Here is a 19,981-nt window from a genome sequence, read left to right on the forward strand (position 1 = left end):
GAGATGACCCGTGAACCGCCGCACCTACCACAGGGCAAGCGAGGCCGAGCGGCGCGAGGACCTGATTGCCGCGACGCTCGATTGCATCGCCGAATTCGGCATCCAGGGCGCGACGGTACGCCAGATCGCCATGCGCGCCGGCGTCACCGGCGGGTTGATCCGCCACTATTTCAGCAGCAAGGACCAGATGCTGCAGGCGGCCTACCGCAAGGTGATGGCCGGCATGACCGAAGCGGCGGTTGCTGCCGCGATCGAGGGCGAGACGGCCCGCTCGCGGCTGCGCCGCTTCATCGTCGCCAATGTGACGCCGCCGGTGACCGATCCGCGCACGCTGTCGCTCTGGGCCGCATTCATCAGCCATATCCAGATCGACCAGAGCTTCGCAGCCATCCACCGCGAAAACTATCTCTCTTTCCTTGAAGCTCTGGAGACGCTGCTGACCGCCTTCTTCGTCGAGGAGAAGCGGGCTCTGAGCCCTGCCCAATGCCGCACCTATGCGATCGGGGTCAACGCGCTCGTCGACGGCCTCTGGCTGGAGGGAACGCTGGCTGCCGACACCTTTGCGGAACACGAACTCGCAGAAAATGCCCTGATCTCCGTGGAAGCACTGCTGCGCCTGCAGCCCGGCGAGCTTTCGGCCGAACAACGATAAGAAAAGGAACCACCGATGCGTTATGCCTCGATCACCGACCGCCTCGCCCATCTCGGCTCCGGCCGCTGGGCACTCCACCTGACCGCCCGCCGCATGCAGGCATCGGGCGAGGAGATTATCGAACTCACCATCGGCGAACCGGACGTCAAGCCGGACAAGGCTCTGCTCGACGAGGCGGCGCGCGCCATGTATGCCGGCCGCACCCGCTATTCCAACGGCCGCGGCGAGCCGCCGGTGCTGAAGGCGCTGGTCGAGAAATATTCGAAGCGTCGGCCAGGTGTCTCAGAGCGCAATTTCCTCTGCTTCCCCGGCACCCAGACCGCGCTCTACGGCGTCATGACCGGCCTTGTCGAAGCCGGCGACGGCGTGCTCGTCGGCGATCCGCTCTATGCGACCTACGAAGGCGTCATAGCCTCCACCGGCGCGCATATGATCCCCGTACCGCTGCGTCCGGAAAAGAAATTCCACCTGCAGGCCGAGGACCTCGAACGGGCAATCACGCCGGAGGCCCGAGTCCTCCTCCTCAACACGCCGCACAACCCGACCGGCGCGGTGCTGACCGCCACCGAGATCGCCGCCATCGGCGAGGTCTGCCGCAAGCATGACCTCTGGATCGTTTCGGACGAGGTCTATGAGCAGTTGATCTTCGAAGGCACGCCCTTTGCCTCCCCCTTCGATATTCCGGCACTGGCCGAACGCACCATCGTCGTGTCGTCCATCTCCAAGTCGCATGCAGCGCCGGGCTTCCGCAGCGGCTGGGCCGCCGGCCCGGAGGAGTTCTGTGAAAGACTGCTGCCGGTGTCCGAGACCATGCTCTTCGGCGTGCAGCCCTTCATCTCCGACATGACCGCGATGGCGCTGTCGCAGCATTTCGACACCGCCGACGTGATGCGGGAAAACTATCGCCGCCGCGCCACGATCGTCGAAAAGGCCTTTGCCGGCAGCAATCTCGTCAAGCCGATGCCGCCGGAAGGGGGCATGTTCATCCTGCTCGATGTGACCGCAACCGGCCTGAACGGCGAGGAATTCGCCTGGGAACTGCTGCGTGAGGAAAAAGTCGCCGTCATGCCCGGCACCTCCTTCGGCGACCAGGCCGCCGGCTTCTTGCGAATCTCGCTAACCATGCCGGAAGATGTGATCGCGACCGCCATGGAGCGTATCGCCAGCCTCGCCGGCCGCATCGCATCTACCAGCAAGGACCGCGCGACGACCCCGTTGGCATGAGCGGAGTCACGATTGATCTCCAGGAGCGGGACGGTCTATGCTCGCTTCCGGTTGGTTTGAGAGCTGCATATCGAAGGAGCGCAACATGCCCCACGTAATCGTAAAAATGTTCGAGGGACGCTCCGAAGAGCAGAAGCAGGCGCTGACGGCAGAAGTGACGAAGGCGCTGATGTCCGCCCTCGGTTCTACCGAAAGCTCGATATCCGTCGCCATCCAGGATGTCGCCAAGGACGACTGGACGGACAAGGTCTATGTGCCAGATATCCAGGGACAGCCTGAGCTCATCTACAAGAAGCCCGGTTACGATCCCTTCAAGTAATCGGCTGATCCCGGAAAATTGGCGGCCTCCTCCGCCGGAGGCTCCCAGCCGAAGACGCTGCGGCCGCCCCATTCGTGCGACTGGCGGAATTCGCCGGCGACGATCTCCTTGAGGTCCGGGCCTGTCACATACCGTTCCATCTGCCGGGCCTGGTCGTCGAGCCGCTTCAGCGCCTGCAGCTCCTCTTCGCGGCCAAGCCGCGCCTTGCCGACCGCCGACTTCATCACCTTGATCGTTTCGTCATAGACCTTCAGCGGAACCGGAAACGGATGCCGGTCCTTGCCGCCATGGGCGAGCGAGAAGCGCGCCGGATCGGAAAACCGGCAGGGCGCGCCATGCACCACCTCGGCGACCATGGCGAGCGCCTTGACCGTCCGCGCCCCGACACCCGGCATCAGCAGCAGGTTCTCGAAATCTTCAGGCCCGCGATCGGCCGCCGCCGCCAGCGTCCCATGCAGCCGCCTCATGTTGACGTCCTCCTCGCGGACATCGTGATGAGCCGGCATGATCAGGTGCGGCAGCATCGGCTGCGCCGTTTCCTTCGTCTTGCGAGCCGGCTCGATGGCGATCACCTCGCGGACGATACGGTCCGGCCCGAGCGTCGCGAGCAGATCGAGCTGGCCTTTGCGGGAGGCCTCGGCGCGGTGGTCGGCGAGGTTGACAATCTCGCCCTGCTGTCGGCCCTCGATCGCCGCATGCGGGGAATCGACGAAGCTTTTCAGCCCCTCGGAAATCCAGTGGTAACGCCGCGCCTGGCGCTTGTCGCCGTTCATGCCCTGCTGCACCACCACCCATTTTCCGTCGTCGGTTACGATGAAACCGTGCAGGTAAAGATCGAAACCGTCCTGCACCGCGGCGCTGTCCACCTTGGCGACCAGACGGCTGGTCGTCGCAAGGTTGCTGCCGTCGATGCCGACGCGGTTGCCGACGGCGATCAATTCGTCCGGCGTCTTGCGGGAGCTCTGGCCGCGGCCTCCGCAGACATGGATGCCGAGTTCGCCGGCCATCGGCGTCAGCCCGCGCTTGAGCGCGCCGAGGACGCTGGTGGTGATGCCGGAGGAATGCCAGTCCATGCCCATGACGCAGCCGAAGGACTGGAACCAGAAGGGATGCGCCAGCCGCCGCAGCAGTTCGTCGCGGCCGTATTCCATGACGATCGCCTCGGTGATCACCGCGCCGAGCTTGGTCATGCGCTCGCCGAGCCACCGGGGAACCCGGCCGCCGTGAAGCGGAAGATCGGCGCTGCCTGCTCTTTGAACCATGCTCCGCTTATATACGGCCGCCAGTCGTCACGATAGGGAAAAGTTCTGCAAACGTTCCTGCAGCAGCCCGATCGTCGGAACGTCTGCATTGGCAAAGGCGAAGCGCAGATAATCCTGCTGGCTGTCGCCGAAATAGGCGCCGGGAATGCAAATGATGCCGGCCTGCCTGGCGAGCTTTTCCGCCACTTCGGCCGAGCTTTTGCCCGGGAAGGGGTGCCGCACGAAGGCGAAATAGGCGCCTATCGCATCGAGCTTCCAGTCATTGACGGAGCGCATCACCGCCTTTAGGGCATCGGCGCGGCGGCCGATCTCCTGCCGGTTCTCCTCGCGCCAGTCGGCGAGAAGCGGCAGAGCCTTGGCGACGGCAGCCTGGGCCGCCCTCGGCGCGCAGATCTGCAGGTTGTCCATGATCTTGGCAATCTGTTCGACCGCGACCGGCCCGGCGGTGATCGCCCCGAGCCGGTGGCCGGGGATGCAGAAGGATTTCGAAAAACTGTAGAGGCTGATCAGCGTGTCTTCCCAGCCGTCGAGGCTGAACAGCGTGTGCGGCGCCTGGTCCGCGGCCGGCAGAAAGTCGCGATAGGTCTCGTCGAGGATCAGCCAGATGCCCTTGTTCCGGCAGAGCCTGAAGATCGCGTCGAGCAGCGACGGCGGATAGATCGCCCCGGTCGGATTGTTGGGCGAAACGAGCGCCAGCGCCCGCACCTCGCCGGTGATCGCAGCTTCGAGCCCGACAAGATCCGGCAGGAAACCGTTCGCCGCATCGCAGGCAATGAACGCGGTCTTGACGCCCATCATCGCCAGCGTCGTTTCGTGGTTGAAATAGAAGGGCTCGGTCATCAGCACCGTATTGCCGGGGCCGGCCACCGTCATCGCAGCGCAGACGAAGGCCTGGTTGCAGCCAGACGTGATGTGGATGTTCCCGAGCCCGATGCCTGCGCCATAAACCTCCGAGACATGCGCCGCATAGGCGGTTCGCAGGACTGCCTCACCCTCGATGGGTCCATAGCCGGTAAAGGCGGTCGAGGACGCCATCTCGCCGAGCAGATTCAACATCTCCGGGTGAGCCGGATAACCGGGCACCGCCTGCGACAGGTCAATCAGCGGCCCCCTGGACCCGTCATAGGCACGCCCCCAGGCGGCAACGGAGGGAACGGGCGGCGGGCTGAGCTTTTCGATAAGGGGATTGAAGGCGGGCATGATTTTCCGAGAACAGGATTTCCAAGACAGACGATTGATTGCCTTTCTTGTTTATCAGATTATCGGGCGACGCAAGGAGAACCGGATATGGCCGACGACATTCAGCCCGAGGATTCAAAGCTCACCCTCACCAAACGGAAATGGGCAGAGCAAGGCAAGTTCCTGACCGGCCGGATCACAAGGCCGGAAACCGACCGCCTGCCGCCCGGCCAGCATCTGGTCAAGAACTGGCCGGTACTCGATCTCGGCCAGCAGCCGCAGGTTTCGACCGAACGCTGGAAACTCGACGTGCGCGGCCTCGTCAACAACCGGAAAACCTTGGACTGGGCGGCTTTCCAGGCCCTGCCCCAGACCGAGATGCGCTCCGACATCCATTGCGTGACCACCTGGTCCCGTTACGACAACAACTGGAAAGGCGTCTCGACGCACGATTTCCTCGATCTCGTCGATCCCCAGGAGGAGGCGGTCGCCGTCATGCTGACGAGCTATGACGGTTACACCACCAACCTGCTGCTTTCGGATTTCGCTTCGCCGGACGCAATCATCGTCACGGAGTGGGAAGGCAAGCCGCTCACCGAGGAGCACGGTGGGCCGGTGCGGCTGGTGGTGCCGCACCTCTATTTCTGGAAGAGCGCCAAATGGCTCAACCGGATCGAATTCCTGGATCGGGATCAGGCCGGCTTCTGGGAAAAGAACGGCTACCACCTGCGTGGCGATCCCTGGTCCGAGGAGCGTTATTCGGACGACTGAGGATCAGCCGAAATTAACGAGGTTCAATCCCGGCAGCGGGCCTCCCGGGAACTGCGCCAGCTTGGCCCCGACAGCAAGCGGGCCGAGATCGATGCTGAAAAAGCCGAGCTTCTCCGTCAAGGCGGCGACTTCCGTCTTGGCCGCGGCATCGTCACCCGAATAGAACAGCACCCGCTTGCCGCCCTCGGAAGCGGGATCGGCCTCGACGAGCTTTGCAAACAGATGATTGAACGCCTTGACCACCCGGGCACCCGGCACGAGGTCCGCGACAATCTCGCTGGAAAGACGGCCGTTGAGTTCGGCCGGTTTGTAGAGCGGCGCCTCGATCGGATTGTTGGCGTCGATGACGATCCGCCCGTTCCAGTCCGGCAGGCCGGCAAGGGCCGCCGGCAGCTTCGTCCAGGGCACCGCGATCAGCACCATGTCCGCACTTGCGGCCTCTTCGATCGTGCCGGCGGAAATCCAGGGCGAGAGCTCAGCCGTCAGTGCTTCGAGCGAGGCCGGGCCGCGGCTGTTAGCGATGGTGGCACGCACGCCGCTGCGGGCAAGAGCGCGGGCGAAGGCTGCGCCGATATTGCCGGCGCCGATGATACCGATGGACATGTGCGATACTCCTTGTGGTTTCGATGACAGGAATATCGCTTCTGGATTGGCGCTTGATTAGCCGGTAATAATGCCAATCATCTTCAAGCAACCGTTGAGAATGACCCGCCGTGGAAAGCCTCGCCAATCTCGAATCCTTCATGCGCAGCGCCGAACTCGGCGGTTTCTCGGCTGCAGCCAGGCGGTTGGCGCTGACGCCCGCGGCCGTCAGCCGCAATGTCGCGATGCTCGAGAGGAACCTCGGCACCCGCCTCTTCCAGCGCAGCACGCGAAGGCTGAAGCTGACCGAAGCGGGCGAACGCTTTCTGTCGGAGATCCGCGATCACGTCGAGGCGCTGCAGACCGCGATCGCTGAGGTCTCTTCGGACGGAGCGGAACCGGCCGGCATGCTCAAGGTCAGCATGAGCCCGCATTTCGGAACGGACTATATTCTGCCGCTGCTACCGGAGTTCATGGCGCGCTACCCGCTGATCCGCCCGGACTGGGCGTTCGAAAACCGGCAGGTCGATCTGATCGCCGAAGGATATGACGCAGCGATCGGCGGCGGGTTTGAACTGACGCCCGGCGCGGTCGCCCGGGTGCTGGCGCCGGCCCATATCGTTCTGGTCGCTTCACCGGCCTACATGAGGGACAGGCCCATGCCGGCCCATCCGGCGGATCTTGCGAACCTCGACGGCATCCATATGCGCTCTTCCAATACCGGCCGTATCCGCCAATGGGTGATGCGAAATGCCGGCGGCGACGAAGTACCGGTTGCACTGAAGGAAAAGATGGTGCTCAACGACCCGGCCGCCATTGCCCACGCCGCAGACCTCGGCCTCGGCGTCGCGATGATCGCGATGCCCGATGCCCTATCGTATCTGGAGAGCGGCACGCTCGTCCGCCTGCTGCCCGACTGGTATGCGGATATTGGGCCGATATCGATCTACTACGCCAGCAAGACCCTGCTGCCGGCAAAGACCCGGGTTTTTGTCGATTTCGTGGTCGAGCATTTCCGGAAGGAACGTCTGGCCGAACGTTTCGCCGGCAGCCTCGGGGCATCGAACATGCCGAAGAGAAGATAGGCGCGCCCGGCCGGAACCGGGTGCGCCAGATCGATCAGATCAACTTTTCGAGCGTGATCGGCAGGTCGCGGACGCGTTTGCCGGTTGCGTGGAAGACCGCGTTGGCGATTGCCGGCGCGACGCCGACGATCCCGACTTCGCCGACACCCTTGCCGCCCAGCGCCGAGGCGCCGTAGTCAGGAATGCCGACCGAGATCACCTCTATATGCGGCACGTCCGCGTTGGTCGGCACGAGGTAGTCGCCCATATTGTTGTTGACGGTGCGGCCGTTGCGCTGGTCGACGAGACCTTCCTCGAGGAGAGCCTGGCCGATGCCCATGATGATGCCGCCCCGCCATTGGCTTTCCACCAGCCGCGGATTGTAGAGCCGGCCGCAATCGAAGGCCGAGACGATCCGGGATACCCGTACCGTCCCAAAATCCTCGTCCACCCGTACTTCGGCGAAATGGGCGCACCAGCTGTGCATGGAATATTCGCCCATGGTCGGCCCCTGGACCTTTGCCATCGTCGTCCAGGCCTGATGTTGTTCCTGGACGGTCGCACCCTCCGGCAGCGTGTTGCGACGTATCTCGATCTCGTCGCGACCGAGCGCCGCCATCAGCTCCGACAAGGTGAGTGACGGACCCCGGTCACGGGGCACGGCGATGCGGCCGCCGCTGAAGGTCAGCGTATTGGCGCCGGTATCGCGCAGCGGCGATTTCTCGTCGTTGAGTGCCAGTCCGATCAGTTCGTCACGGGCCGCCGTCGCTGCCTTGTGCACGGCGCCGAGGATGGAGCCCGCCAGCATCGAGCCGCCGGCAATCGCCGAGCCCGGCAGCCGGGAATCGCCGAGATGGACCTCGACCTGATCGACGGGAATGCCGAACACTTCGGCTGCCGTTTGGGCAAGGATCGTATAGGTTCCCTGCCCCATGTCGATCGCACCGCTGACGACCTCGACGCGGCCATTGCGCAGGATGCGGATCATCGCCTCGCTTGGCGCCTGTATGACCGGGAACGTGCCGCAGCCGATGCCCCAGCCGACCAATTGGTTGCCGTCGCGCATCGAGCGTGGTTCATGGCTGCGCTTCGACCATCCGAAGGCCGCCGCACCTTCGATCAGGGCTTCGCGCAGCCGGCGGGTCGACCAGGGTTTTCCCGACTGGTAATCGCGATCGGCATAGTTCTTCAGCCGCAGTTCGAGCGGATCCATGCCTAGCTTGTAGGCAAGTTCCTCCATGGCACTTTCGATGCCGAAGGCGCTGGGGTTCTTGCCCGGACCGCGTAGCGCGCCGGGCGTGACGGTATTGACCGGCACGACCCGATGCTGGGAGGAGAAATTCTCGATCCTGTAGAGGATCGGCGTCGCCGCCCCGGTCTGCTCCGGCCAGTCCGCGTAGGTAGAGGTCTCACTCGCCCCGCGATGCACGATCGCCTGAAGGACGCCGTCTTCCGTCGCGCCGATCTTGATCGTCTGGCGCGTCGCGGCGCGACCGCCATAGTTGGTGAAATTCTGCGGTCGCGTCAGCGCAAGTTTGACCGGCCGCCCGAGCTTCCTTGCTGCGAAAGCGGCCACCGCGCCATGGGCAAGGGCCGCACCCTTAGAGCCGAACCCGCCGCCGATGAACGGCGAGATCAGGCGGACATTTTCGTAAGGGATGCCGAACCATTCGGAATAGCTTCGCGCCATGCCGTGAGACCACTGGCTCGGCTCCCACACCGTGATCTGGTCGCCATCCCACTTTACGGTGAGGCCATGTGGCTCCATGGCGACGTGATATTCGCGCGGCGTCGAATATTCGCCTTCGATCTGAACCGGTGCGGCAGCAAGTGCGGCCTCGGCATCTCCCCATCCGGAGGTGAGATTGTCCATCACCTTGCCTTCGCCGGCCGCCGTATCGTTGAAGCTTGCGACATGCGGTGCCTTCTCATAGGTGATGCAGATCAGCCTTGCCGCCTCGACCGCCTGTTCGCGGCTTTCCGCGACGACGGCGGCGATCGACTGGCCATTGTACTGCACCTGCCGCGGCAGCGGATAATACGGCTGGTTTTCCGGGCGATTGCCACCCCAGTCGGAGGCAACCAGGAGACCCATGTCGTCATCCGGTGTCAGCACCATCAGCACGCCCGCGGCCGCAAGCGCCTTTTTTGCATCGACCGAAACGACGCTACCGGCCGGAATGGTGCTCTGCACAAGGATGGCATAGGCAAGGCCTTCGACCGGATATTCCAGCGCATAGGTCGCGCCACCGGTGACCTTCAGATTGCCTTCGAAGCGCGTTTGACGCCCGCCGACAGTCCCGTCGGAGGCATCGCCGTGTTTGCGGGGTTCCATGATGGTCATGCGAGACCTCCAACTTTCAGGATGGCGCGAGCGACGACGCGCGGCGCAAGTTCGATCTTGTAGTGATTGGCGCCGTGGCTGACGGCGCCGTCCATGGCGAGCCGGCTGGCTGCCTCGACGGTTTCCGGGCTGAGCACCGTGCCGATCAGCGCCTGTTCGACGGCGCGCGCCCTCCACGGCTTGGTGGCCACACCGCCGAGAGCGACGCGGAGATCCCGCACCGTCCGGCCGTCCGCTTCGAATTCGAGGCCGACCGCGGCGCTCGCCGCCGCAAACTCATAGGACTGCCGGTCGCGAACCTTCAGATAGGTCGAGTTCCTCGCCGCCGCCGAGGCCGGGACGGTGATCGCGGTGATCATCTCGCCGCGTTTCAGCACGGTTTCCCTCTCCGGCGTATTGCCGGGCAGAAGGAAGAAGTCATCGACCGATACCGTCCGCCCGCCGAGTTCGACCACCGCGTCGAAGGCGATGAGCGCGACGGCGAGATCGCCCGGATAGCTGGCAATGCAGGTATCGCTCGTACCGAGGACGGCGTGGTTACGGGTGATACCGCCCATCGCCGAACAGCCGGAGCCGGGATTGCGCTTGTGGCAGGCCGGAAACACGTCCGGTTCGCGGAAATACGAACAGCGTGTCCGCTGCAGCAGGTTGCCGCCGATCGTCGCCATGTTGCGCAGCTGGGCGGAGGCCGCCAGCGACAGCGATTCCGAAACCGCCGGGAAAGCGGCGCGGATGCCCGCGTGATCGGCAACCTCGCCCATCTTGGCAAGCGCACCGATCCTGGCGCCGTTCGCATCGACCTCGATCCCGCCGAGACCGGAGAGATAGGTGATGTCGATGACCGTTTCCGGTTCCATCACGCCGCATTTTGCAAGATCGAGCAGCGTCGTGCCGCCGGCAAGCAGCACTGAACCGGCCTGGAGCGCCGCCTGGCGGGCTTCATCGGCCGAGGAGGCTCGGAGATAGGAAAAGTCTCTCATCACGCCATCTCCGCCGCTTCGCGCACCGCCGCGACGATGCTGTTATAGGCTCCGCACCGACAGAGATTGCCGGACATGTATTCGCGGATTTCCTCGTCGGATCCCGCATGGCCCTCGCGGATGCAGGCGACCGCCGACATGATCTGGCCAGGCGTGCAATAGCCGCATTGGAATGCGTCATGCTCCACGAAAGCCGCCTGGACGGGGTGCAGCTCGCCGTTTTCGGCGGCGATCCCCTCGATCGTGGTGATCTGCCGGCCTTCGACCTGGGCTGCGAGCGTCAGACAGGAAAGCACACGGCTGCCGTCGACATGACAGGTGCAGGCGCCGCACTGGCCCTGGTCGCAGCCCTTCTTGGTGCCGGTCAGCGCCAGATGTTCGCGCAGGGCATCGAGCAGGGTGACGCGCGGTTCGACATCGAGGTCGTACCGCCTCCCGTTGATATCGAGCGAAAGATGGATGGTTCGTGTCATGGATCAAGCTCCTGCCATTGTCACGAGAATGAGAACTTTAAAGTCTGGAACGGACTAGCCGACTGGCTGAGATGCCCTAGATCATGCTCGGCGAGAGAAGCGCCGGCACATTTCGGCATGACATCCGTCCCCCTCTGGACTAAGAAGTGGAAGGCACTCCAGATAACCGGAGGAGCCTCCGTTTAAACTAGTGGCTTACGAATTTTCGTCAAGCCCCCATTTGCCTGGAGCAGTATTTTGGCCTCGGCCGAGCCGAAGACGACATCGCCCGCATCGACCAAGCTTCGCGCCGATGCCCGCCGCAACCGCGACAGGCTAGTCGAAGTCGCGGCCGCAGCATTTGCGGAAAAGGGTGTCGAGACTTCACTGGAAGATATAGCGCGGCAGGCCGGCGTCGGCATCGGCACGCTTTACCGCCATTTTCCAAGCCGTGAGCATCTCGTCGAGGTGGTCTATCGCCGCGAGCTCGAAGGCCTGGCGAGCGCGGCCACCGAGCTTGCCAGGCTACATTCGCCGGACATGGCGCTCGAGGAATGGATGCGGCGCTTCGTCGGCTATATCGCCACCAAGCGCGGGATGGCCAACAGCCTGCGCATTCTCATGACATCCAACTCCTCCCTTTTTTCCGAGGGCTCGGGCCTCATCCGCGGCGCGCTGGAAAGTCTTTTGAAGACTGCAGGCGATGGAGGATATATCCGCCGCGACATCGAAACGACCGATCTCCTGCACGCGCTGTCGAGCATCTATTCCATCCCGGAATCGCCCGAATGGCGTGAGCGGTCGCATCGCCTGATCGGCCTGCTGATGGACGGCCTGCGGACCCGGAGATAGCGCCTCTTCCGTGCATCGGATCTGCGCCCGACCTGCTTGTCACAGGGCTAGATTTCGCATCTCGTTTGAACGGAAAATCAAGCAATCTCGGATTGACAGGTAGCCTGTTACTGAGAAAATCCGATTTCAATATTATTGTTATAAAATAAGCGGATAGCACAGACGAAATTTCGAATTTTTTGCGCTGAAAATCGTCAAGAGTCATTATATACTATCAAAATTCAATCTGTCGTTAAAGAGTTTGAACCTAAGCTCCCGGCTAACGCGCGACCGCCATCCGGTGTAGCGCAGGAGCCGGTATGAGACCGGTTCTCTTCCCACACCGCCAGATATCAGATCTGCGCGTGAAAACGCGTTGCCTCATTCGAGGCTTCACCAATCCGGAGCCGAACCTCATGTCCCGTCTCTCCATCCGCAGCTCGCTCATCGCCGTCTTCGGCGCGATCGCGACGCTCGTCGCCGTTCTCGCCTGGGCAGCCATTTCCTCACTCTCCAATGTCGCTGGAAACCTCACCACGATTTCGCAAAACTCGATGCCCAGCGTGCAGGCCTCGAAGAATATAGAGACGGCCATTCTCGGAATGACGGTCGCCTATATGGGGCATCTGACGACCACGTCGGATTTCGGCATGGACGCTGCGGAAAAGCTGATCGCCCAGCAGTCCGACTCGCTCAAGGCTGCTCTCCAGACCTACAGGCCGCTGATCTCCAGCGATCAGGAAAAGCAGATCATCGACCAGACCCAGACGGGCATCGACAAATACGTCCTCAACGGCCAGAAGATGCTGGACTTCTCCCGCAAGGCTTCCGATGCCCGCGCCCGCGTCGAGATGGAAAAGATGCGCGTCACAATCCAGCCGGTCATGGAAGCCGTTACCAAGCTGGTCAAGTCGAACACGGACGAGGCGGCCCTCGAAACCGCCAAGGCGGAGACGACCTATTCCACCGCGCTCGCCACGATGGAGACCATCCTCGGCGTCGTCTTCCTGCTGATCGTTGGCGCGGCGGTCTATGTGCTGTCCGGTATCGCCCGACCCATCCAGCGCATCACGGCGTCGATGAGCGGCCTTGCCGCAGGCGACACGGCAACCGAGATCCCCTTCGCGGGCCGCAGAGACGAAGTCGGGGCGATGGCCGGTGCCGTAGAAGTCTTCCGCCAGGCCGCGATCTCCAACAGGCTGCTTCAGGAACAGGCCGAAGAAGCCCGCGCCCAGGCCGAAGCCGACCGTATCCGCCTGCAGGAAGAGGCGGAAGCCTCCGCTCAGGCCCGCCTCCAGCAAGCGACCTCCGGCCTTGCCGCCGGCCTGCGCCGCCTTGCCTCCGGCGATCTCGCCTTCCAGCTCAACGAGCCCTTCGCTCCGGATTTCGAAGACCTGCGCGAAGACCTGAACTCCGCCGTGTCCCGCCTCGGCGCAGCCCTTTCCGAAGTCGCCGACTCCGCCCAGTCGATCGACAGCGGTTCGCGTGAAGTCAGCCAGAGCGCCGACGACCTTTCCAAGCGCACCGAACAGCAGGCAGCTTCGCTTGAAGAGACCGCAGCCGCCCTCGACGAGATCACCGCCAACGTCTCGAACTCCTCCAAGCGTGCGGACGAGGCAAAGACGATCGCCCTGCAGGCAAATTCCAGCGCCGCCCAGTCGGGCGCCGTCGTCGCCAACGCCGTCGATGCCATGCAGCGTATCGAGCAGTCGTCCAGCCAGATCTCCAACATCATCGGCGTGATCGACGAGATCGCCTTCCAGACCAACCTTCTGGCGCTGAATGCCGGCGTCGAAGCGGCCCGAGCCGGTGAAGCCGGCAAGGGTTTCGCGGTCGTCGCCCAGGAAGTCCGCGAGCTGGCCCAGCGTTCGGCGAATGCGGCCAAGGAGATCAAGGATCTCATCCGCAAGTCTGGGGCCGAGGTCCAGAACGGCGTCAAGCTCGTCCGCGAGACCGGCGATGCGCTGAAAACGATCGAAAGCCACGTCGTCACCATCAACGAGCATATCAATGCGATTGCCACCGCGGCCCGTGAACAGTCGGTCGGCCTCGCAGAGGTCAACTCGGCCGTCAACCAGATGGACCAGGTGACGCAGCAGAACGCCGCGATGGTCGAGGAAACCAATGCCGCCGGCGCCAACCTCGCATCGGAAAGCACGAAGCTTCGCGATCTGCTGACCCGCTTCCAGCTCTCCGAAGGCGGCCGGCGTTCCGGCATGCAGCGACCTGCCTATGGTTCCGCCCCGGTTGCTGCCGGCCGCAACGCCGCTCCGCAGGAATCGCCGGCCCGCCGCCTTGCACAGCGCGTCAGCAAGTCCTTCGGCGGCGCCGCGGCTGCCGCAACCGCGGAATCCCAGTGGACCGATTTCTGATCCGAACGCGGTCCTGACTGTCTAACTGTCGCTCTTCGACGGCCCGGCCTCTGCCATCTGGCGCAGAAGCCGGGCCGTTTCGTCATTGGCGGGAAAGAAGGATTCGACCGCCAGTTCCGACAGCGTCACGTCGACCGGCGTGCCGAAAACCGTCGTGGTCGAGATGAAGGACAGAAGCCCTGCCTCCGTCCGCAATTCCATCGGCACGACGATGCCCGCATAATCATGCTTTGGCGCCGATTTCGACGCCCCTTTCGGCATCGGATAGCCCGAAAGTTCGTCCAGCAGTTTCTGAAGGACACCGTCACCCGTCGCGGCAATCTGCTGGTGCAGCCGTTCAAGCAGGTGGTTGCGCCATTCGCCGAGATTGGCAATGTGAGGCGCAAGGCCCTGCGGATGCAGGCTGAGCCGCAGGACGTTGACCGTCCCCTCGATCAGCGCCCGGTCGGCGACATCAACAAGCAAAGGTGCCACTGCGGCATTTGCGGCCACCAATGTCCAGTGCCGGTCGACCGCGAGCGCCGGGAACGGCTCATGACCTTTCAGCACCATGTCGATCGCCCGGCGCGCCGGCTGAAGGGCCGGATCGTCGAGCTTGCGCTCGGCAAAGACCGGCGCAAAACCGGCAGCGAGCAGCATCGGGTTGCGCTCGCGGAGCGGCACTTCGAGTCGCTCCGCGAGATGCAGGAGCATGTCCCGGCTGGGAGCCGCCCGCCCGCTTTCGATGAAACTCAGATGGCGTTGCGAGATATCGGCCTCGAGCGCCAGGTCGAGCTGGCTCATGCGCCGGCGGCGGCGCCAATCGCGCAAGTAATCGCCGAGGGGGCGGGCGGGTGCAAGGGCCGTCATGCGGCAGCCGGGACCTGGTCAAGGAAACCGTAGACCAACTTCAGGCGGCCGTGTTCCAGGACGGCGAAATCCGTGCCCTTGATCGGCGCCTCGCCGTCCACGGGGCCGAGCCCCCAGGAGAAGCGCAGATTGTCGTCATAGCCGTCGGCCGTGCCGATCAGCGTGAAGCGGAAGCCCGGAAACCGCGCCTGGACGCCTTCGACCAGCCGGTCGACGCCCTCATGGCCTTCGCCGCGCATCAGCGGATCGATATAAAGCCCGTCTTCCGCCCAGGTCTCGGCGATCATCGCCTTGCGGCGAACGGCATCCGTCTCGTTCCAGATGGCGAGATAACGTTCGGCTTTGGTGTTCGCATCGGTCATGTCTTTTCTCCTTGAGATCGCCCTGCTCGTTGCAAGCAGGGCGACCATGCCGGAGCGGCTGCATCGTCTCAATTACGCGGAAGGTAATATCTATCGCGCCGAAAGCGCAAGCCGCGCACCGAGCACCACGAAGGCACCGGCGAAGATACGGCGCATCCAGGCAAGAATATTCGGCCGGGAGATCACGTGGTTTCGCACCGAGGCGGCAAACAGGCCGTATACGACGAAGACGACGAAGGTCATCAGCATGAAGACGAGGCTGAGCTCGGTCATGCGCAGAACGGGCGCGGCCTCGTCCTGGCGGACGAACTGCGGCAGGAAGGCGAAAAAGAAGATCGACAGTTTCGGGTTGAGCGCATTGGCAAGGATCGCGGAGACTATGACCTGCCATGCGGATTTCGGTCTCCTGTCCGTCTCGACGGTCAGTGCGCCTTTCTCTTTCAACACCTGCCAGGCCATGACCAGCAGGTAGGCGACGCCGAGATATTTGATGATTTCGAAGGCCAGGGCGCTGGCATGCAGCAGAGCGGCGAGGCCCGAGACTGCCGCGATCATGTGCGGCAGAATACCCAGCGTGCAGCCGAAGGCAGCGACAACGCTCACCCGCGCGCCACGCGACAGGCCCGCGGCGAGCGTGATCAGCACACCGGTGCCCGGCGACGCGACGACGATGAGGGAAGTGATCAGGAATTCCGGGCTCATGGGTGATCCTTTCGAGGGGTTTCCCCATGGCTACCGAAGATCCCCGCCCCGATCTTGAACGAAATTGCAGGCCGGCGATTGCCTGGAGAGACCCAGGAACCTATCGTCGCGCCATCTCATTGCGGACCGGATCTCATGACCTCTTCTCCCAAAGACCTCGACATCGGCTATGACGTGCCAGCCGCCGTCGGCGACATGCTGGCCGACATCCAGACGCCGGCGTTGATCATCGATCTCGATGCCTTCGAGCGGAATGTCGAGCGGATGAAAACTCATGCCGAGGCGATGGGTGTGCGCCTGCGCCCGCATGCCAAGACCCACAAGTCGGCGGATGTCGCGCTTTACCAGATGGCAAACGGCGGCGCCGTCGGCATCTGCTGCCAGAAAGTGTCTGAAGCGGAAGCGCTGGTGCGCGGCGGCGTCACCGACGTGTTTGTCGCCAACGAGGTCGCCGATCCGAAGAAGATCGACCGGCTGGCTCGGCTTGCGAAGAGCGCCCATGTCACCGTGTGCATTGACGATCCGGCAGTCGTTTCAACGCTTTCCGAAGCGGCCAGCCGGCATGGCGTGACGCTCGACGTGCTGGTGGAAATCGATTGCGGCGCCCGCCGCTGCGGCGTGCTGCCCGGCGCACTAGCCGTCGAACTCGCAAAAACGGTCGCCGCCGCGCCGAACCTCGCCTTCGTCGGTATCCAGGCCTATCACGGCAGCGCCCAACATATCTACGATCCGGCCGAGCGCCGCGCCGCCATCGACAAGGCGATCGGCATGGCGCGGGAAACGGCCGAGCTGCTGCGCGACGCGGGGCTGGAACCGAAGATCATCACCGGCGCGGGGACCGGCACCCACAATCTCGAAGGCGCATCCGGCCTCTACAACGAAATCCAGCCTGGCTCCTATATCTTCATGGATGCCGACTACGCCCGCGTCCGCGCGACGGAGGGCAACGGCACGGTCGGCGGCTTCGAACATGCGCTCTTCGTGCTGACCTCGATCATGAGCAAGCCTGCCTCCGGCCGCGCCATCTGCGACGCGGGCCTCAAGGCGCACGCGATCGACAGCGGCCTGCCGACGGTCTTCAAACGCCCCGATCTCAAGTTCGTCAGCGCATCGGACGAGCACGGCAAGATCGAGGACCTGCAGGATACGCTGAAGCTCAACGACCGGCTGGCGCTTGTGCCCGGCCATTGCGACCCGACCTGCAATCTCTACGACTGGTATGTCTGTGTTCGCAACGGCCGCGTCGAGGCGCTCTGGCCGGTCTCCGCCCGCGGCAAGCTCTACTAGAACCGGTGAATACGCAGGCCGAGCACCTTTTCCGAGATGACCACCACCGCCATCGTCAGCACGATCGAGCAAGTCGAGACGGCCGCCGCTTCCGGCGTAAAATTGGTGCGCAGGTAGTCGAACAGCTGGATCGGCAGCGTCGACATGCCGACGCCCTTCAGCATGAAGGAAATGGTAAAGACGTCGAACGAGATGATGAACGCAAACAGGCAGCCGCCGATGACGCCCGGCTTGATCAGCGGCAGCATGATCCGCCGGAACCGGGTGAACCGCCCGGCCCCGAGGCTCTGCGCCGCAAGGCTCCAGGCCGGATCATAGCTTTCCATCGAGGCCGAGACATTGATGAACACGAAGGGCAGCGTGATCAGCACATGGCCGACGATCATGCCGACCAGGTTCTGCGTGCCGAGGCCGACCGAATAGACGAAGAACAGCAGCGAGATCGCGGTCAGCACTTCCGGCAAGAGCAGCGGCGCCAGCATGGCGACCCGCACCGTTTCCTTCAACTTGCCGGCATGGGTTACGTAGAACATCGCCGCCATCGTGCCGATGATGCCGGAGATCACCGTGGTCATCGCCGCGATCCACAGCGAGGTGCGGATCGCCCGCATGAACACCTCGTTGTTGAAGAAGACGAGGTACCAGCGGAACGAAAGCCCCTGCGGCGGGAAGGTCAGGAAGGCGCCGGCATTGAACGAGGCGATCACCACGACCGCGATCGGCGCCAGCAGGAATGCGTAGATGATCAGGCAATAGACGGTGAAGAACGGTTTCGACATCTCTATGCCTTCCATTTCATGACGGTCAGCCGCCCGAAGATGACGACGAAGATCGCCCCGGTCACCGACAGCATCAGCGCCAGCGCCGAACCGAACGGCCACTGGAACGTATCGATCAACGCATCCACCACCGTCACCGCCATGGTTTTTACGCGCAGGCCGCCGATCAGCGACGGCGTCACATAGGCGCTGAGCGACAGGACGAAGACGAGGATGCAGCCGGCCTGGATGCCCGGCAGCGACAGCGGCAGGGTGATGCGCCGGAACGACGTGACCTTCGATGCTCCCAGCGAACGGGCGGCGGCCTCGAGCGATGGATCTATGCCCTGGATAGCGCTCATGATTGGCAGGATCATGAAGGGCAGGAAGACATGCACCAGTGCGATGATGATGCCGAGCGCGTTATACATCAGCGGCAGCGGCCCATCGATCAGCCCCCAGCCGGTCAGCGTGCGATTGATGATGCCGTTATTGCCGAGCAGGATCGTCCAGCCATAGCTGCGGATGACGATGCCGACGAGCAGAGGCGAAAGCACCAGCGCATAACCCAGCGCGCGGAAGGTGGAGGCCCCGCGCGCCAGTTGCCAGGCGACGGGATAGCCGAGAACCAGGCAGATGAAGGTCGTCAGGAAGCCGATCCACAGCGTGTTGATCACCTGCTGGACGTAGAAGAAGTCCGAGAAGAACTTGCCGTAATTGCCAAGCGTGAAGCCCGGCCCATAGGGCGTGCCCTGCCCGGGCATACGGAAGCTCATGACGACGATATTGAGATAGGGCAACACGAGGAAGACGCCGAGCAGGATCGCGGCGGGTGCGATCAGCAGCAGCGGTCCGAGCCTTTTCCTGGACGGGACATTCATGCCACGGTCCCTAGCGGCCAGAAGCGTTCGGCGGGTGCATGCACCAGCACCTGGTCGCCATCGGCAAACCGCGTGCGCGGGAACGTCTGAACGTTGACGACAGCACCGCCCGCAAGCTCCAACCGGTAATCGACGAGACTGCCGGAATAATAGCTGGAGAGAACCTTTGCCGGCGCGCCGGTCGCACCCGAATGGATCGGCAGCAGTTCGAGCGCTTCCGGGCGCAGAGCCAGCATCAGCTCGGCCCCGTCGGCAAAATCTCCGCTGACCGGCACATCGCCGAAGGCGGTCGAAACGATGCGATTGCCGACCTTGCCGCGGATGATGTTCACCTGCCCGACGAACTCGGCCACTTCCAGATTGGCGGGCCGCTCGTAGATCTCCGATGGCGTGCCGATCTGGGCGATCCGGCCGCCGAACATCACCACGACCCGGTCGGACATGGTCATTGCCTCGGCCTGATCGTGGGTGACGTAGACTGTGGTAATCCCGACCCGGCGTTGCAGATCGCGAATGAAGACCCGCATCTCCTCGCGCAGCTTGGCGTCGAGATTGGCGAGCGGCTCGTCGAGCAGTAGAATTTTCGGCTCGATGACGAGCGCCCGCGCAAGCGCCACGCGCTGCTGCTGGCCGCCGGAAAGCTGGCGCGGATAGCGCTCCGAATAACCGGTGAGCTGCACCATATCTAGCACCTTGGCGATGCGGGTGCGGATCTCGTCCTTCGGAATTTTCCGCATCTCCAGCCCGAAGGCGAGGTTCTTTTCGACCGTCATATGCGGGAAGAGCGCATAGTTCTGGAAGACCATGCCGATATCGCGCTTTTCGACCGGCACATGCACGACGTCGCGGCCGTCGAAGCGGATCGCCCCTGCGGTCGCGTCCTCGAAACCGGCAATCATCTTCAGCGTCGTCGTCTTGCCGCAACCGGACGGCCCGAGCAGCGAGATGAACTCGCCCTCAGCTATCCTGATCGAAATGCTGTTGACCGCAGGACCCTGCCCGTAGTCCTTGGTCAGCTTTTCGATGCTAACCTCTGTCATGAAATTCCACTTTCCAATTGAAGTGCCTGACCCGAAAAAAGCCGATCATGATCTGCTTTTGAAGGCAGAC

20 protein-coding genes are annotated in these 19,981 nt (G+C 63.4%); 8 read left to right on the forward strand and 12 right to left on the reverse strand.

Features of this window, described 5'->3' with window-relative positions; translation table 11 throughout:
* Positions 1–10: 10 nt before the first annotated feature.
* From GQ59_RS04255 to GQ59_RS04265, 3 genes are read left to right on the forward strand one after another with little or no spacing between them, the layout of a single operon-like run.
* Entirely contained in the window at positions 11–652 is a 642-nt protein-coding gene (locus GQ59_RS04255) for a TetR family transcriptional regulator C-terminal domain-containing protein (RefSeq protein WP_037077736.1), read from the forward strand.
* A 15-nt stretch (positions 653–667) separates the two neighbouring features.
* Entirely contained in the window at positions 668–1,876 is a 1,209-nt protein-coding gene (locus GQ59_RS04260) for a pyridoxal phosphate-dependent aminotransferase (protein ID WP_037077739.1), read from the forward strand.
* 37 nt (positions 1,877–1,913) lie between these two features.
* Positions 1,914–2,195, forward strand: coding sequence for a tautomerase family protein (locus GQ59_RS04265; RefSeq protein WP_162183280.1), 282 nt, complete (start codon positions 1,914–1,916; stop codon positions 2,193–2,195).
* On the opposite strand, the gene GQ59_RS04270 is transcribed toward GQ59_RS04265, so the two are convergent.
* Both GQ59_RS04270 and GQ59_RS04275 read right to left on the reverse strand, forming a co-directional pair.
* Positions 2,177–3,457 (reverse strand): DUF763 domain-containing protein, encoded by a 1,281-nt coding sequence (locus GQ59_RS04270; protein WP_051903771.1) that lies wholly within the window; start codon positions 3,455–3,457, stop codon positions 2,177–2,179. The genes GQ59_RS04265 and GQ59_RS04270 overlap by 19 nt on opposite strands.
* 27 nt (positions 3,458–3,484) lie before the next feature.
* Positions 3,485–4,657 carry an aminotransferase gene (locus GQ59_RS04275; protein WP_037077751.1) on the reverse strand — a complete coding sequence of 391 codons (1,173 nt, stop codon included), beginning with the start codon at positions 4,655–4,657 and terminating at the stop codon, positions 3,485–3,487.
* 87 nt (positions 4,658–4,744) lie between these two features.
* Here GQ59_RS04275 and GQ59_RS04280 point away from each other — a divergent pair, with 87 nt between their 5' ends.
* Positions 4,745–5,407 carry a sulfite oxidase-like oxidoreductase gene (locus GQ59_RS04280; RefSeq protein WP_037077753.1) on the forward strand — a complete coding sequence of 221 codons (663 nt, stop codon included), beginning with the start codon at positions 4,745–4,747 and terminating at the stop codon, positions 5,405–5,407.
* Between the two features lie 3 nt (positions 5,408–5,410).
* Here GQ59_RS04280 and GQ59_RS04285 read toward each other — a convergent pair whose 3' ends face one another.
* Positions 5,411–6,040, reverse strand: a complete 630-nt coding sequence (locus tag GQ59_RS04285) for an NADPH-dependent F420 reductase (RefSeq protein WP_432762567.1) — start codon at positions 6,038–6,040, stop codon at positions 5,411–5,413.
* Between the two features lie 80 nt (positions 6,041–6,120).
* Between GQ59_RS04285 and GQ59_RS04290 the strand changes: the two genes are divergently transcribed.
* Positions 6,121–7,074: a LysR family transcriptional regulator gene (locus GQ59_RS04290; protein WP_037077757.1), complete on the forward strand. Its 954-nt coding sequence runs from the start codon at positions 6,121–6,123 to the stop codon at positions 7,072–7,074.
* Between the two features lie 34 nt (positions 7,075–7,108).
* Here GQ59_RS04290 and GQ59_RS04295 read toward each other — a convergent pair whose 3' ends face one another.
* Genes GQ59_RS04295 through GQ59_RS04305 form a run of 3 tightly spaced genes read right to left on the reverse strand, consistent with a single transcriptional unit; the run spans position 7,109 to position 10,850 of the window.
* Entirely contained in the window at positions 7,109–9,397 is a 2,289-nt protein-coding gene (locus tag GQ59_RS04295; RefSeq protein WP_037077760.1) for a xanthine dehydrogenase family protein molybdopterin-binding subunit, read from the reverse strand.
* Complete coding sequence (locus GQ59_RS04300; protein WP_037077763.1) at positions 9,394–10,377, reverse strand: FAD binding domain-containing protein; 984 nt, start codon at positions 10,375–10,377, stop codon at positions 9,394–9,396. The genes GQ59_RS04295 and GQ59_RS04300 overlap by 4 nt, the downstream gene beginning before the upstream one ends.
* Positions 10,377–10,850, reverse strand: coding sequence for a (2Fe-2S)-binding protein (locus GQ59_RS04305; RefSeq protein ID WP_037077766.1), 474 nt, complete (start codon positions 10,848–10,850; stop codon positions 10,377–10,379). Before GQ59_RS04305 ends, GQ59_RS04300 begins: the two co-directional genes overlap by 1 nt.
* A 237-nt stretch (positions 10,851–11,087) precedes the next feature.
* Here GQ59_RS04305 and GQ59_RS04310 point away from each other — a divergent pair, with 237 nt between their 5' ends.
* Entirely contained in the window at positions 11,088–11,681 is a 594-nt protein-coding gene (locus GQ59_RS04310) for a TetR/AcrR family transcriptional regulator (RefSeq protein WP_037077771.1), read from the forward strand.
* Between the two features lie 395 nt (positions 11,682–12,076).
* Positions 12,077–14,032, forward strand: coding sequence for a methyl-accepting chemotaxis protein (locus GQ59_RS04315; protein WP_037077778.1), 1,956 nt, complete (start codon positions 12,077–12,079; stop codon positions 14,030–14,032).
* Between the two features lie 21 nt (positions 14,033–14,053).
* On the opposite strand, the gene GQ59_RS04320 is transcribed toward GQ59_RS04315, so the two are convergent.
* From GQ59_RS04320 to GQ59_RS04330, 3 genes are all read right to left on the reverse strand, one after another.
* Positions 14,054–14,881 (reverse strand): helix-turn-helix domain-containing protein, encoded by an 828-nt coding sequence (locus GQ59_RS04320; protein WP_037077785.1) that lies wholly within the window; start codon positions 14,879–14,881, stop codon positions 14,054–14,056.
* Positions 14,878–15,243 (reverse strand): nuclear transport factor 2 family protein, encoded by a 366-nt coding sequence (locus GQ59_RS04325; protein WP_037077788.1) that lies wholly within the window; start codon positions 15,241–15,243, stop codon positions 14,878–14,880. The genes GQ59_RS04320 and GQ59_RS04325 overlap by 4 nt, the downstream gene beginning before the upstream one ends.
* Before the next feature lie 90 nt (positions 15,244–15,333).
* The gene (locus GQ59_RS04330; RefSeq protein ID WP_037077791.1) at positions 15,334–15,945 is read right to left on the reverse strand and encodes a LysE family translocator; all 612 of its coding nucleotides are present in this window, start codon (positions 15,943–15,945) and stop codon (positions 15,334–15,336) included.
* A gap of 135 nt (positions 15,946–16,080) precedes the next feature.
* On the opposite strand from GQ59_RS04330, the gene GQ59_RS04335 reads away from it, so the two are divergent.
* Entirely contained in the window at positions 16,081–17,232 is a 1,152-nt protein-coding gene (locus GQ59_RS04335; RefSeq protein ID WP_037077794.1) for a DSD1 family PLP-dependent enzyme, read from the forward strand.
* Here the strand turns inward: GQ59_RS04335 and GQ59_RS04340 are convergent.
* From GQ59_RS04340 to GQ59_RS04350, 3 genes are read right to left on the reverse strand one after another with little or no spacing between them, the layout of a single operon-like run.
* Entirely contained in the window at positions 17,229–18,026 is a 798-nt protein-coding gene (locus GQ59_RS04340; RefSeq protein ID WP_174459600.1) for an ABC transporter permease, read from the reverse strand. The two genes, GQ59_RS04335 and GQ59_RS04340, sit on opposite strands and share 4 nt — an antisense overlap.
* Complete coding sequence (locus GQ59_RS04345; protein WP_037077799.1) at positions 18,014–18,871, reverse strand: ABC transporter permease; 858 nt, start codon at positions 18,869–18,871, stop codon at positions 18,014–18,016. The genes GQ59_RS04340 and GQ59_RS04345 overlap by 13 nt, the downstream gene beginning before the upstream one ends.
* Complete coding sequence (locus GQ59_RS04350) at positions 18,868–19,911, reverse strand: ABC transporter ATP-binding protein (protein ID WP_037077801.1); 1,044 nt, start codon at positions 19,909–19,911, stop codon at positions 18,868–18,870. Before GQ59_RS04350 ends, GQ59_RS04345 begins: the two co-directional genes overlap by 4 nt.
* Positions 19,912–19,981: the final 70 nt, after the last annotated feature.

Origin of the sequence: Neorhizobium vignae, from assembly GCF_000732195.1 — a bacterium.
GTDB lineage: Bacteria > Pseudomonadota > Alphaproteobacteria > Rhizobiales > Rhizobiaceae > Neorhizobium > Neorhizobium vignae.